The following is a 14,830-nucleotide window of genomic DNA, read 5'->3' as shown; positions in this document are numbered from 1 at the left end:
ATAAGAATATAATGAATAAAGCTCAGTGGATTCATAGTGAATTAGATGGGCTTTTATGGTTAAAAATAATTTATGTTGTAGGTATAATCTTTATAGAATTGAAAAGGGATGAGGTTAAAAATGTTAATAAGTGATAAATTAAAGTCTTTTGATTTTACGTATGCAGAAAAAGAAATAGTAAAGTATTTTTTGAATCAAAAGGAAGAAATTGCAAGACAATCAACACGTGAAATATCAAAGAGATTGTATTGTTCGCCATCATCAATAATACGACTTTGTCAAAAATTAGGATTTACTGGATTTGAAGAATTTAAAGAAATGTATGTCGAAGAACTTCACTATTTAAATTCGAATTTTTCAGATATAAACCCCAGTATACCTTTTATGACAGAAGATAACATACAAACAATATCAAATAAAATGTGTTCATTGTATCATGAAATAATTGATGACACACATTCACTATTGGATCACGATATGTTAAGAAAATCATTGAATTTATTAAAAAACAATAAAAATATTTATATTATTTCTTCTGGATCGCAAAATGATCTTGCTTTAACTTTTAGAGATAAAATGGCTAGAATAGGAAAACATGTAAATGTATATCAAAGTATCGATGAACCATATTATGAGGCTTGTTATTTAAATAAAGGAGATGCCTGTTTTCTTTTAATTAGCTATACAGGTGAAACACAAAATTGTATAAGAATGGCGAATAAATTAAATGAAAGAAATATCGATTTTATTACTATTACATCATTTGGAACGAATACTTTATCTTCTTTATCACGTTGTGTTCTACATGTTTCTACAAGAGAAAAAATTAGAAACAATTTGGGAACTTTTTCTATGAATTTATCAACACTTTATTTGTTAGATTTATTGTATAGTATGTATTTTAGCTTAAATTATAAAGAAAATAAAAAGAAAAAAATTAAGATTGCTGATGAATATGAAAATTTTACATCGTCACTTATAAGAGATACAAGCAATGATTTAATCAAATAGGGAACAGTGTTCTCTATTTTTGTTTGAATTATGTTTGTTTTGTTGGAACAGTGTAACTATAAAATTCCTCTTTATTGATTTAAGAAAAGTATAAAACTAGAATAGTTTTGTAAAAATAAGGAGGATATAAAAATGAGTAAAAAACCTGTAAAAATTGTAACAATTGGTGGAGGAAGTAGTTATACACCAGAGTTAATGGAAGGATTTATTAAAAGATATGATGAACTTCCAATCAAGGAAATTTGGCTTGTCGATATTGAAGATGGGAAAGAAAAATTAGAAATCGTTGGTAAAATGGCACAACGTATGTGGGATGCTTCTCCTTATGATGTTAAAGTTCATCTAACATTAGATCGTCGAGAAGCGTTAAAAGATGCAGATTTCGTTACAACTCAATTTAGAGTTGGTTTATTAAATGCTCGTATTAAAGACGAAAGAATTCCATTTAGCTATGGTATGTTAGGTCAAGAAACAAATGGTGCTGGAGGTATGTTTAAAGCTTTAAGAACAATTCCAGTTATTTTATCAATCGTTGAAGATATGAAAGAATTATGCCCAGATGCTTGGCTTGTTAACTTTACAAATCCATCAGGAATGGTAACTGAAGCTGTCATGAGATTTGGTAAATGGGATAAAGTCATTGGTTTATGTAATGTTCCTGTTGGAGCAATGTTAGATGAACCAAAAACAATTGGTAAAACATTAGATCAATTAACTTATAAGTTTGCTGGATTAAACCATTTCCATTGGCATAAAGTWTATGATGAAAATGGTAAAGAAGTGACTAAAGATATCATTGAAGCAATGTATGAAGGAAAAGATATGGGAATTCCTGCAAACATTCATGATATTCCATTCTTTAAAGAACAATTACTTCAAATGAATATGATYCCATGCGGATATCATAGATATTATTATCGTGAAGAAGAAATGTTGGCTCATGGTTTAGAAGAATATAATGATCCTAAGGTAGGAACTCGTGGACAACAAGTACAACAAACAGAACATGAGTTATTTGAATTATATAAAAATCCAGATTTAGATCATAAACCAGAACAATTAGCAAAACGTGGAGGAGCACATTATTCAGATGCGGCTTGTGAAACAATTGCTTCAATCTATGGAAATAAATTATCACATATCGTAGTAACAACTAAAAATAATGGATCTGTCCCAGACTTACCAGCTGACTGTGCAGTAGAAGTTTCATCTTATATTGGTTCAACAGGAGCAAGAGCAATTGCCTTTGGGTCATTACAACCAGCTCAAAGAGGATGGTTACAATGCATGAAAAACATGGAATTATGTGTTGAAGAAGCAGCTGTAACTGGTGATTATGGATTATTAATGCAAGCATTCATTTTAAATCCACAAACAGTAGCAGGACAAAAAATGGTTAATGTTTTAAATGAATTATTAATTGCTCATGAAAAATATTTACCACAATTTGCAGATAAGATTGCCGAGTTAAAAGCATCAGGTGTTACCATCAAAGATGATGTTGCACGTGAATTAACTGAAAAAGGTTTATAGGATTTTATGTGAATAAAATAACTACCTCACACTTTGCCAGAGACATGAGGTAGTTATTTTTTGCATTATTTTCTATAATATATAGAAGTAATTTAATAACGATATTTATTATTGACATGATTAATGTAAGTGTAGTTAACATATAGCTTCATAAGCTGTCATTTCCATCACCTCCGTTTTCATATTTTCCTAGGGATATCTATGTAAACGAAGAATACGTCCTTCGATCAAAGCGCTACCGTCTTTAATGAAGGATTATAGAAGAAAATGAAAATGATGTCATAATAGTTTGGGGTGAATTTATGAAAAAATTATTACTATTTGATGTGGAAGGCGAGAGAAAATGGACATCTTGCAGTTATTGTTACTGGGAGAAGTAGAAGCCATATAGAAGAGCCCATTTTAGATATTGGTTTTGATGGAATGATTGGTGGTAATGGTGCTTATATTGAATTAGATAATAAAGTGATTAAAGATGAGACAATTCAAGTAGAAGATGTTAAAAGAATTGTCGATTATTTAAATCAACATCATTTAGAATACTATATTGAAGCAAATGATGGGTTATATGGTTCTTTAAATTTTAAAGTACGTGGTGTAGAGGCTTTAAGACAATATGGGATGAAAGATCCTGATGTGATGGAGATTTATCCAGCAATGACTTTTCCAAAGTGTCTCTATATAGAAAATGTAACAAAAATCAATTATATTTTAGAAAGTTATCAAGATTACTTAGATTTTAAAGAAGCTTTTCCTGAATTTAAAGATTTAACGTGGGGTGAAAAGGAGAAAAAGCAATCTTTGGAGATTGTGCATTAAAACATATTGATAAACAAGAGGCAATTAAAGAACTTATTGATTATTTAAAAATAGATCAAGAAGATATCATTGCTTTTGGTGATGCTGAAGTAGATATTCCTATGTTTGATTTTGCAGGAATTTCTGTATGTGTGGGAAATGGGAGAGAAGAAGCTAAAAAACATGCAACCTATGTTACAAAACCAGTAAGTGAAGATGGCATAAAATATGCTTTAAAACATTTTGAAATTATTTAAGGAACTAAAAATGAAGTTAAATAAACAAAAAATCTTATTTATTGCTGTTATCTTTTTCTGATTTGCGCAATATGTCTATATTCCTTATTAAACACCTTATCTTACGATGATTCAAACAAGTACGTCATTTATTGGAATTATTATAGGAAGCTATGGTATTTCACAAATGGTCTTACGTTTACCGGTAGGATTATTAGCAAATTATAGAAATAAGCATAAAATGATTATGTTAATAGGATCTTTATCATCAGGATGTGCTTCTTTGTTTAGAATTATTTTTAATAATGGAATTGGTTTTTTAATTGGAAATCTTTTTTCAGTATTTGCCAGTGCAATGTGGATTTCTTTTATGGTTTTATATATGAGTTTTTATCCAAAAGACCAACAAACAAAAGCCATCAGTTCAATTATTGTCGCTAACAATTTAGGAATGTTATTAGAATTTATTACAAGTACACTTCTTTATGAAAAAATAGGAATGCAAATGATTTGTTTATTAAGTGTGATTTCAGAAATCATTTCTGCTTTATTTATTTCATTACTTCCTAAAGAAAAAACACAACCAATAAAGAAAAAAATTTCAAGTTTATTAAAAGTATGTACACAAAAGAATTTAATTGTCTTTTCGCTTCTTGCACTTGTTCAACAAGGGGTACAAATGACAACAACTATGTCTTTTACAACACGAATTATAAAAAATTTAGGAACAAATTCTATGTCTATAGGATTATCTTCTATTATTTATATGTTATCAGCAGTTTGTTTTGCTAAAATGGCATCAAGTGATGTATATATGAAATTAGGCGTTAGAACATGTATTACTGTTACATTTTTAACAACTGCACTTTATTGTGTTTTAGTACCACAATGTTCATCAGTCTATATGATCTTTGTTTTACAAATTTTACCAGGTATGGCAACATGAATCTTATTTTCATATCTAACAAGTGAAGCTATGAAATATGTACCACAAGAATCAAAGTCAACAGCTATGGGCTTCTTCCAAGCGGTGTATGCTTTAGGAATGACTTTATTTCCTATGATTTGTGGAAATATTGTAAGTCATTTTTCAATGCTATATGCTTATTTGTTTTTTAGCAGTGATTTGTTTAATTGCATCAAGTATTTCTTTTATATATTGTAAATCTCATTAACAAATAAAGCTCTTACAAAATTAATAATTTGTTAATGAAATTAAAAATGTATACAATACTCTTTTCGAAGAATCTAAAAAAGTATAAGCTACAGGTGTCTTAGGAAAGAGAGGAATAAATATTATGAGTATCAATGAAATCAATGCAGAAGCAAAAGAATCTTTAAGAAAGTATTTTAAAAATAGTCAAGATGTAAAACATGAAAATGAAGCAAGAAAAGAATTAACAAAAGAAGAAATCTTTGAATCCGTTGCAGGAGAAATCAAAGAATCAGAAATGAAATTAGAACAAAGAAATCAAATGAGAAACACATTACAACAAGATGCAAAAGAAGCATTTGAAAAAGTATGTGGAAAGAAATCTGAAGCAAAAGAAGTAGAACATATGACATTAGAAGGAATGCAAAAAGAATTAAAAGAAAATACAAAACATCAAATGGAATATGGCAATTCATTAAAACAAAATACAATGAATGCAAGAGCATAGAACTTCGAAAGAAGTTCTTTTTTTTACACTTGCTAGATATTTTCTTAACATAAAAAGGAGTAGTATTTTGTTAAGAGGTGATCAAGATGGATGTTAAAAGAAATCAATTAATTGAAACAATTGTTTGGTTAGGAATACCAATGCTTTTTATGATTGTTGATTGGGTCTATAAACATGTATTTAATATAGAATATTTAGAGTTATCTATTCTTTTATTTGTAGTAGCAACAATCTATAAAACATATCAAAAATAAAAACAAATCGCTAATTACGATTTGTTTCAAACATTTCAAAACTAGATAATACAAATAAGAAGAATAAACCAGTGTGTATCCAAAAAATCGTATAATCTAAAATACCATGAATTAATAATACACCTATAAATCCCATAACAAGAGCAACATAAGAATAATGTTTTTTCACTTGATAAAGACGTTTACAATTGTCATAAACATAAGGTACAAGACAAGCTAAACCAATGATTCCAAATGATAATAAAGGATCTAGATAAACACTATGAGCATGTTGTGTTAAATGTCCATTATATTTATCTAAAATCATCATATAAGTAAATGGTCCTTGTCCTAGTAGTGGAGAAGCTTTGATACCTTGAATAGCACAACTCCAAATTTGAATTCTAACATCTAAATTTGAAATCAAATATTCTATTCTAGGGAATTTATCAGGATTTAAAACAAAGAAACCTGCAATTCCTAAACATCCAAGAGCTATCAAAACACATAATTTATAGTTCTTATTAAAAATAAGAAATAAACAAATAGCTCCGGCAATTGCTACATAACCAGCACGGCATCCTGTCATATAAAGCATAAATAAGTTTAAAAAACCAACAATAACATAAAAAGTACTTCTTTTTAGATTGTTTTTAACAGTAAAGAATTTATATACAGTACATACAGCAATAAATTCAATCATCATCGCATAATAGTTGGCATTGTAGAAAACACTATTTAAACGATTTTCACGTCTTGCATAAACTTTAAAGGTGAAATGATCAACACCTAAACGATGATAAATTTGAAATTGTTCATAAATTCCATATATTGCCCAAAGAATAGATAACACAATCAACATATCAATAATAAATTCAAAGGTCGATTGATTAATATGTTTTCGATAATAAACCATTAAAATAATAGCAATAAATATTCCTAGTGTTGCAAGTGCTCCTAAAATATTTTTATGAATAATGGAGATGCTTAAAGAGATTAAAACAAACAAATAGAGAAATTTAATTTGTGGTGTTTGTTTTAAGGCAATGATTGCTTTTTTTGATACTAACAAATAAATAAATTCAATCAATAAAATAGGTCCTAATATATAAAAAGGAAAAGTAAAACAAAAACATGTAAATATAAGTAACAGTTGATCAAAAGTAAACTGTTCTTTTAAGTTTTTTAAATAGTTCATAGTCGCCTCCTGGAGATAATATATCATATTTATGATTATTTAAGTAGCCAAAATGAAGATGTGTTGTTAAAATAGGGCACTAGAGGTAAGAAAAATATGAAACAATACTTTTATTTATTTAATTATCCACCAGAAGAATATGATTTATGTGCATTAGAATTTAAATATCTTTTTCATGAAGAATATCAACAATGTTTTATTACAAATAAAGATATTGATGTCAATATAAGTGTTTTTATGAAAGGAAAAATAGATATTTGGGCGATAAGTTCCAATTTTGATGACTTAAAAGAGGAAGTTAAACGCCAAAATCATAATCATCAAGATTTTAAAGTCATTTATTTAAAAAATCCTATTAGCCATCCAGATTATCAAGAAACACTTGATAAATGTAAAGATATTTCATGGTTTATAGCGGGCAGTGTGAATATGTCCAAACCAAAGCATACAATTGCTCTTACAAAAGTGAATGACTTATGGATTATTGGGTATTATCACCATGGTGTTCCATCATGGAAAAAATATGATGATAAACCAAATACTTTTTCAAATTCTTTAGATATTAGACTTGCAAGAACATTGATTAATATTGCTGGAGAAAATGATCAAACAAAAACAATGATAGATCCATGTTGTGGAATGGGTACAGTTGTTTTAGAAGGACTAGCTTTAGGGTATTCTATCAAAGGATTTGATATTTCAAGGGATATTTCATGGAAAGCAAGATGTAATCTTAATCATTTTGGTTTTGATGGTATGCTGATTACAAAAGATGATATTAATAAGCATCAAGGACATTATGATATTGCTATTATTGATATTCCTTATAATCTTTATACACCGATTACTTATAAAGAACAGTGTGATATTATTAATAGTGCTAGAAAATTATGTAATAAACTTGTTTTAGTAAGTTATGAACAAATGGATCAAGAAATCAAACAAGCAGGTTTTGAAATAAGAAATCGTATCTTAAGGAAGAAAACAGAATTTGTTAAATTTGGACGTTATATTTATGTGTGTTATTAAAAAATCATTGGATTATTTTCCAATGATTTTTTGATCGTCTTTAAATCTTTATTTTCAATAAGTGCTTTAAATATATGATCATATTGTTGTAAAGTAAGATTTTCTAATAATTCGTTATCTTCTTGAGGAAATTTACTTTTAAAAAGCATTAATGTATCTTCTTTTTTACTTGCTAGTTTTCCTTCAGCTTTTCCTTCTTCATGCATTCTTTGTCCTTCATGATAATGTTGAATTTTAACAAGTTGTCTTTTTTCTGCCGCTAAAACAAGCTCTTCATCTTCATTGAATTGTTCCATCTTATCTTTCATGATTGTTACCACCTCATTATCTAAAGATATTATATCATGGGTAAGTCCATGATATAAGATGTAGATTAAGATTTCTAATCTTGAAAAGTTTTCTAGTCTTTTTTCTTTTTCAATAACTTTAATAAATGGAAGTTGGACAAAGTAGCTTGTTGCTAAGTTAAACTTTCTCACATTTCCATATTCATTTCTAGGCACATAACTGTCAATCAATACAAGATTACCTTTATCAATATCGTTAATAAAAGTAATCAAATTCACTTTATGAAGATGGTCACTGTATCTTTCATCTCCACGATTGACTTGATGATCGATCATTCTAGCTTCATAAGCTTGAAGACGATGATAGAGTTCTTTAGAGAATATACTGTTTTGCATTTCAATATCGACCAGTTCACCATCTTCTGTTATTACCTGAATATCTAAGATCATATCTTTATCACTTATATGATGAGGATTAAGCTCTGAATTTAAGACATTAATTTTCTTACATTTAATATCCATAACATCTTCGATGATAAGTTTTAATAAACGCCTACATTGTTCATCTTTCATATTTGATAATAAATACTTAAATACAAGATCATTTTTAAAATCAGTAATTCTTTTAGGTTTGATTTTTGTTTCCATAGTTTCTCCCTTCATTATTTATATAGACAACAAAAATCATTTTTTCTTTTAAAAAATAAAAAAACGAAATAATTTTCTTATTTCGTTAAATCATATAAATAGCAAGGGCAATTAAAATACTTGCAAGAATATCTGTTAAATAGTGAACACCTGTAAGTAGTCTTGTACAAGTAATTGTAATAGCAAGTGCTGAGAGTAATAATCCCATATTTGGTCCTCGAGCAATAACGGTCAAAGCTATAGAAATAGCTAAACTCGTATGAATACTTGGGAAAGAATGACCTATTCTTTTTTTATCATCAATAGGTTTAAGGTCATACTTTTGAATAGGACGAGGTCTATCAATTAATATTCTAAGTAGAACAGTAATTAATAAAACGACAAATGGTTTAATAAATAAAAGATAAAAACCAGTTTGTGATTCTATCACTATTTTTAATAAAAAGAGTGAATAAAATATAGCGACCATCCAAGGACAAAATTTTGATGCAAAATAGACACAAGATTTTATAAAAGGATGTTTATACATAAATTTATTGATACCTTCATAAAAAAACTTCATATTGACCCTCCAAAGTTTTGATATATCTATTATACTATAAAAGAGAAAAGATAGCATTAATAATCGAATTACGATATAATGGACATAATAAGAGGTGTAAAAGATGAATAGAAAATTAATGCCCTTTATGTTACTTCTTATCGAAGTTGTCATGTATTATTTTATATGTTTATACTTCCATATGGATTTAGATTTAATCATTGGATCAGGAATACTTTATTTCCTATTCTTATTTATATATGGACATTATTCATTAAATACATGCTTAATATGGGATGAAATTAAAGCGTTAGTTAAATCAAGTTTTTGTTTTTATATCGCATTACTTGTGTTGGTACCAAAATCAACAGGTTATGAAAGAAGAATGCATTTAACAATCATGGTAGCTTCAATGTTTATTATTTGTTTACTGGCAGATCGTTATATTCGAATTGCTTTTAGAGATCAATTTGCTAGAAAAACATTAGTTATTGGAACAGGATATGAAGCAGCAAGACTTGGTAAAATATCAAATAACAATCGTTTTGCTTTAACACAAGTAGAAGGTTATGTGGATGCGAATTGGACAGATCAGTTATTTGATTTTAAACAGGAAAATGTGATTAAAAATAGTTTTATTTATAGTTATGAAGAATTGGATGAGGCTATTAAAACTTTAAAAATTGAACAAATTATTGTGGCTTTACCAGAAGCAAGTGAAGAAGTAATTGATAAGGTGATGTCAGATATTTATGGAAAAGTTGAAAGTGTTAAGTATTTACCAGATGTTAATGGAACAATGACTTTTTCTTCTGAAGTTCAGGATTTTGATGGACAATTACTGATTGCAACAGCAAATAATGAAATGTCGTCTCTTGCTAATACTATGAAAAGATTTATTGATATTTGTGCAGGAATTGCTGGATGTTTAACGTTAATTCCTTTGATTGCTTTTGTAAAATATAAATATGTCAAAAGCGGAGATCATGATAGTATTATTTTTAGTCAAGATAGAATTGGTAAAAATGGGAAAATGATTAAAATCTATAAATTTAGATCAATGGTACCAAATGCTGAAAGAATTTTGGATGAATTGATGGAAAAAGATCCAAAAATCAAAGAAGAATATCTGACAAATAAAAAACTAGTCAATGATCCAAGAATTACACCAGTAGGTAAGTTTTTAAGAAAAACATCTTTAGATGAATGGCCTCAATTTGTCAATGTTCTTTTAGGAGAAATGTCACTTATAGGTCCAAGACCTTATTTACCTAGAGAAAAAGAAGATATGGGTCAGTATTACAATTCTATTATTAAATGTAAACCAGGAGTTACAGGAATGTGGCAAGCAAATGGTAGAAGTGATGTTGAATTTAATTATCGTTGTAAATTAGATGATTATTATTATCATAATTGGTCTATTTGGTTAGATTTTACGATTATTTATAAAACGATTAAAGGCGTTGTTTATGGTAAAGGATCGTTATAGAAGTAGTGAATGTGTATTTTTTAAATACACATTTATTTATTATAAAACGCAATAAAATTGTATAAGGGGTTATTTAAAAGTGGTCAATGCTTTTGAAAGATATATACCTTTGTTAAATAAGGTAGAAATAGTAGAAAAAGTAAAAGGTTTAGGTAAGTAGAAATTTATAAAGTGAAGTAGGTGATAAATATGATATATGTAAAAGCAACAAAGCATTTAACAGGTGTTACAATTCAAGGAGACCTTGATGATTTTAATGATTTAGTGAGCGCAATTTATAGAATGACAGGGACGAGTGAAGAAGTCGGTGATTTATATGAGGGTGTAAAGAACAGATTATTAGGACTATGTTATGATATACGACATGCTTATATGGGAGATAGGGATATTGTTTTAAAAGATAATGTCTTAGGTTCAAATATAAAGGAAGAGTTTGGTATTCATGAATGTAATCAAAATATATATTATAGTGTGAATATTCTTTATCCAGAAGCAATATTTTTAGCATTGGCAGTACCTGATATGTTTGTTTATTCAAAAGGTTATTATGGTAAAAGGGATCAATATAATCAAGAATATAAAATGATAAATTCATATTCTAATTACTTTAAAGATAAAGCATTATTATCTCTTTTATCCTCAAGTATTTACCAATCACTCGAGGAAGTGATTGGTAGTGATGAGTTTAATAAATTATATAGTCTTATTAATAAGGAAAATCCTGATTATGTAGATTATGTAACACTATATATTGATCAATGTAACTTAGATTTAATAAAGACTCAAATAGTTCAAAGAAAAGATAAATTAATAGATATAACAAGAAATTTTATTAAGAATAATAAAGAGTATAAGAATATAGAAAAAAGAATAAAAGCTTATGCACATAAACATCAAATATCTATTGATCAAATAGAAGATGTGAATATAGAATATCCAGAAGTTATTGAATGGTAGAAATTAAATTTTTAAAATATAGGTGAAAATAATAGCTTATAAATTATTTGTTTTCATATGTTCAAAGTGGTAATATAATCATATAAATAGGGGATGAAATTATGGTATTAGTAGATAAGGATATAATTCAAAGAAATCAAGAAATTTTTATTAATGGTTATAATCAAAAAAATGTTCAATCTATTTCTTACGATATTCATGTAAAAGAAATTATTACAGATGACACTAATGTTGAGGAATATGATTTAAACCCACGACAAGCAATTATGGTTAGATGTATCGAAGAAATTTCTGTTCCAATGGATTTAATGATTAAGATTGAAAATAAGAATTCATTAATTAGAAATGGTATTTCAATTGTTGCACCGGTTTATAATCCAGGGCATAGAACACCGATTTATATAAGAGTAGAAAATATTTCATCAAATATTTTTAAAATTACAAAAGATATGCCTATTGCTCAACTAATTTTTATAAAATTATCTTCAAAACCAGACATTACCTATGATCAACAAGGTAATGCATCGTTTAATGAAGAATGGAAGTATAAGGGATTATCTAAGTATAAAGACTACTATGAAGAAAGAACACGCAAAGTTGAAAAAGCAAAAAAAGAGTTGGACGATAAAGAATCTTCAATATATACAAATATTCTTACAATGATGGGAATTTTTGTCTCTATATTTTCTTTGGTTAGTATTAATTTTAATCAATTGAATTCTAAAAATTTAACTGCTGATTTTATTCTAAAGATGAATTTGTCTCTTGGAACTATTATTGCATTATTTATTGGTTTAATAATGGTTTTTTTAAGAAATAGGGAAGATAAAAATATTTTAAAGATTTTTATTGGGTTAATGGTTGTGATGATCATTGTTTTATTTTTTATACTCTAAACGTTATAAAAAATAATTTTGTGATATAGAACTAATTAAATAACATGAGGTTGTTCTGTGGTAAAAACCTCATGTTTTTATATTGTATGTTATTTATAGAATTTTAATTTATGAATATCTGCTATATTCTATAAAAAGTAAGTAGATCATTTTTATTGTATGAAAAAATAATGGACGAAAATTATAACTTTTAGTACAATATTTATATAAATAAATTAAGTACGAGGAGGGATATTGTGTTTAAAAGAACTATAAAAACATTAATAGTTATGCTATTGACAATTTCAATGACAATGCCAATAGCAAATGTAAAGGCATATGAGGAAAATTATGAAAGAAATGTCATGCCGGCAAGAGATTATGACAAATTTGATGATAATTTTAATGTGAATCAAAGTAATTCATTAGTAAGATCAAGTCAAATACCGTCAACATATAGTTCAGTAGATGAGGGTTTTGTAACAAGTATAAAAAATCAAAATCCTTATGGAAACTGTTGGGCATATGCTGCATGTAGCGTAGCAGAATCATATTTAATAAAAAAGGGAATGGCAAGTAGTGATATTGATTTATCTGAAGCACATTTAAATTATTATATGTATCATAATAAAGGCGATAAATATGAAAATACAGATAATGATCAAACCAACGTAATAGGAAAATATTCATTTACTGATGTGGGTGCAGATCCAAGAATGTTGCAATTAGCAATGAGTAATTTTGGACTTGCAAGTGAAACAAGTTATCCAATTTCTAAAATAACAACAATGCAAGGGTCAAAAGAAGATCAAAATAATACACAATATGTTATGACTAACAGTAATCTTCTTTGTCAACAAGCAAAAGGAAATGAATCAATAATTAAACAAGCAATATTAGATAATGGGAGTGTTTTAGCATGTTATTACGATACATCTACTGCATATAAAAATAGTAATTATTATAATTCAAATGAAGTAAATAGTTTTAACCATGCAATTAGTATTGTAGGTTGGGATGATAGTTATGCCGCAAATAATTTTGATAATAAACCAACTAGAAATGGTGCTTGGTTAATAAAGAACAGCTGGGGTACAGGTTTTGGGAATCAAGGATACTTTTGGATGTCATATGATGAGTATTCATTAGGTTCAGTTTATAGCTATGAATTTAAAAATAAAGATGAAGAAAATATTTATCAGTATGATGGAACTAATAATGCATTAAGGTATACTTTATCTAGTAATACTAGTACATACGCTAATGAATTTTTAGTTAAAAGAACAAATGAAGAATTAAATGCAGTATCAGTTGGTTCTGCAACAAGTAATATTCCTTATAAATTAGAAATTTATACAAATTTAACAGATATAAATAATCCAACATCAGGAAATTGTGAAGTAAATCAAAATGGAATAATCGAAAATGATGGTATTAATTACATTAAGTTAAGTAAAGGTATTTCTCTTAAAGATAATACATATTATTCTATTGTTTTTACTTTGTTTGGAACAAATGAAAATAATGCATCTATTATGTTGGATGCAACATTAACAGGTACAGATATTGAATTTATAGCTGATACATCTAATGAATATTGTTTTATAAAAAGTTATAATACATGGGGAAAACTATCAGACAATACATTTCGTATAAAGGGAATTACTAATAAAGAAAAGTTAAACCCTATTACATCAATAACATTAAATAAATCAAATATTACTTTATCAAAAGGGACAAGTGAAACCTTAAAGGCAACAATCAACCCAAGTGATACAACAGATGATAAGACATTAAAGTGGACAAGCAGTAATCCAAATATAGCAACAGTAGATAACACAGGTAAAGTAACAGCGGTAGGTGGAGGAACAGCAACAATAACTGTTAAATCACAAAATGGAAAAGAAGCAAGTTGTGAAGTAAAAGTAACTAGTAAAATTGAATCTATTTCATTAAATAAATCAAATATTACTTTATCAAAAGGGACAAGTGAAACCTTAAAGGCAACAATCAATCCAAGCGATRCAACAGATGMTAAGACACTAACATGGAAAAGTGAAGATGAAAACGTTGCAAAAGTAGATGGAAATGGAAAAGTAACAGGAGTAGGAACAGGAACTACAAATATTACAGTAATAACAAGCAATAGAAAGAGTGCAGCATGTAAGGTGACAGTAGTCAGACAAACACCAAGTGTAAACTACAGTACACATGTCCAAGATATTGGATGGCAAGGATATGTCAAAGATGGAAGTACTGCAGGAACGACAGGACAGTCAAAGAGATTAGAAGCAATAAGAATCAAACTTTCCAATAATACATCCTATAATGGAA

General features: G+C 27.7%; 16 protein-coding genes. 13 read left to right on the top strand and 3 right to left on the bottom strand.

Annotated features, from left to right (window positions below; genetic code table 11):
- Positions 1-120 precede the first annotated feature (120 nt).
- The 8 genes from C7U54_RS01595 (at position 121) to C7U54_RS14530 (ending at position 5,493) form a co-directional block, all read left to right on the top strand.
- Positions 121-1,011 (top strand): MurR/RpiR family transcriptional regulator, encoded by an 891-nt coding sequence (locus tag C7U54_RS01595; RefSeq protein ID WP_158548315.1) that lies wholly within the window; start codon positions 121-123, stop codon positions 1,009-1,011.
- A 132-nt stretch (positions 1,012-1,143) separates the two neighbouring features.
- The gene (locus C7U54_RS01590; protein ID WP_107029076.1) at positions 1,144-2,544 is read left to right on the top strand and encodes a 6-phospho-beta-glucosidase; all 1,401 of its coding nucleotides are present in this window, start codon (positions 1,144-1,146) and stop codon (positions 2,542-2,544) included.
- A gap of 324 nt (positions 2,545-2,868) precedes the next feature.
- Positions 2,869-3,363: an HAD hydrolase family protein gene (locus tag C7U54_RS01585; protein WP_107029075.1), complete on the top strand. Its 495-nt coding sequence runs from the start codon at positions 2,869-2,871 to the stop codon at positions 3,361-3,363.
- Complete coding sequence (locus C7U54_RS15350) at positions 3,342-3,599, top strand: HAD family hydrolase (protein WP_107029074.1); 258 nt, start codon at positions 3,342-3,344, stop codon at positions 3,597-3,599. Before C7U54_RS01585 ends, C7U54_RS15350 begins: the two co-directional genes overlap by 22 nt.
- A gap of 106 nt (positions 3,600-3,705) precedes the next feature.
- Positions 3,706-4,524: an MFS transporter gene (locus C7U54_RS01575; protein WP_022001183.1), complete on the top strand. Its 819-nt coding sequence runs from the start codon at positions 3,706-3,708 to the stop codon at positions 4,522-4,524.
- Positions 4,525-4,554: 30 nt separating this feature from the next.
- Positions 4,555-4,743 carry a hypothetical protein gene (locus tag C7U54_RS14810; RefSeq protein WP_206603564.1) on the top strand — a complete coding sequence of 63 codons (189 nt, stop codon included), beginning with the start codon at positions 4,555-4,557 and terminating at the stop codon, positions 4,741-4,743.
- Between the two features lie 133 nt (positions 4,744-4,876).
- Positions 4,877-5,239, top strand: a complete 363-nt coding sequence (locus C7U54_RS01570; RefSeq protein ID WP_107029073.1) for a hypothetical protein — start codon at positions 4,877-4,879, stop codon at positions 5,237-5,239.
- A gap of 86 nt (positions 5,240-5,325) precedes the next feature.
- On the top strand, positions 5,326-5,493 hold the full coding sequence (locus C7U54_RS14530; RefSeq protein ID WP_155522441.1) for a hypothetical protein: 168 nt from the start codon (positions 5,326-5,328) through the stop codon (positions 5,491-5,493).
- Positions 5,494-5,503: 10 nt separating this feature from the next.
- Here the strand turns inward: C7U54_RS14530 and C7U54_RS01565 are convergent, their stop codons facing one another.
- A complete protein-coding gene (locus C7U54_RS01565) occupies positions 5,504-6,670 on the bottom strand; it encodes an O-antigen ligase family protein (protein WP_107029072.1) in 1,167 nt (388 codons plus the stop codon).
- A 96-nt stretch (positions 6,671-6,766) separates the two neighbouring features.
- Here C7U54_RS01565 and C7U54_RS01560 point away from each other — a divergent pair, with 96 nt between their 5' ends.
- Positions 6,767-7,699, top strand: coding sequence for a TRM11 family SAM-dependent methyltransferase (locus C7U54_RS01560; RefSeq protein ID WP_107029071.1), 933 nt, complete (start codon positions 6,767-6,769; stop codon positions 7,697-7,699).
- On the opposite strand, the gene C7U54_RS01555 is transcribed toward C7U54_RS01560, so the two are convergent.
- Positions 7,696-8,634 (bottom strand): PD-(D/E)XK nuclease family transposase, encoded by a 939-nt coding sequence (locus C7U54_RS01555; RefSeq protein ID WP_107029070.1) that lies wholly within the window; start codon positions 8,632-8,634, stop codon positions 7,696-7,698. The genes C7U54_RS01560 and C7U54_RS01555 overlap by 4 nt on opposite strands.
- Positions 8,635-8,719: 85 nt before the next feature.
- Positions 8,720-9,196, bottom strand: coding sequence for a phosphatase PAP2 family protein (locus tag C7U54_RS01550; RefSeq protein ID WP_022001430.1), 477 nt, complete (start codon positions 9,194-9,196; stop codon positions 8,720-8,722).
- Positions 9,197-9,299: 103 nt separating this feature from the next.
- Between C7U54_RS01550 and C7U54_RS01545 the strand changes: the two genes are divergently transcribed.
- From C7U54_RS01545 to C7U54_RS01530, 4 genes are all read left to right on the top strand, one after another.
- Positions 9,300-10,664 (top strand): exopolysaccharide biosynthesis polyprenyl glycosylphosphotransferase, encoded by a 1,365-nt coding sequence (locus C7U54_RS01545; protein WP_107029069.1) that lies wholly within the window; start codon positions 9,300-9,302, stop codon positions 10,662-10,664.
- A 189-nt stretch (positions 10,665-10,853) separates the two neighbouring features.
- Entirely contained in the window at positions 10,854-11,621 is a 768-nt protein-coding gene (locus C7U54_RS01540; RefSeq protein WP_107029068.1) for a DUF6904 family protein, read from the top strand.
- Positions 11,622-11,722: 101 nt separating this feature from the next.
- Positions 11,723-12,517: a dCTP deaminase gene (locus C7U54_RS01535; protein WP_107029067.1), complete on the top strand. Its 795-nt coding sequence runs from the start codon at positions 11,723-11,725 to the stop codon at positions 12,515-12,517.
- 236 nt (positions 12,518-12,753) lie between these two features.
- Positions 12,754-14,830: Ig-like domain-containing protein (locus C7U54_RS01530; RefSeq protein WP_193448598.1), on the top strand; the 2,077-nt coding region annotated here is incomplete at its 3' end.

The sequence above is a fragment of the Faecalibacillus intestinalis genome (assembly GCF_003024685.1).
Taxonomy (GTDB): domain Bacteria; phylum Bacillota_I; class Bacilli_A; order Erysipelotrichales; family Coprobacillaceae; genus Faecalibacillus; species Faecalibacillus intestinalis.
The sequence above is the reverse complement of the archived record's forward strand: the minus strand, read 5'-3'. Positions and strand labels throughout refer to the sequence as shown.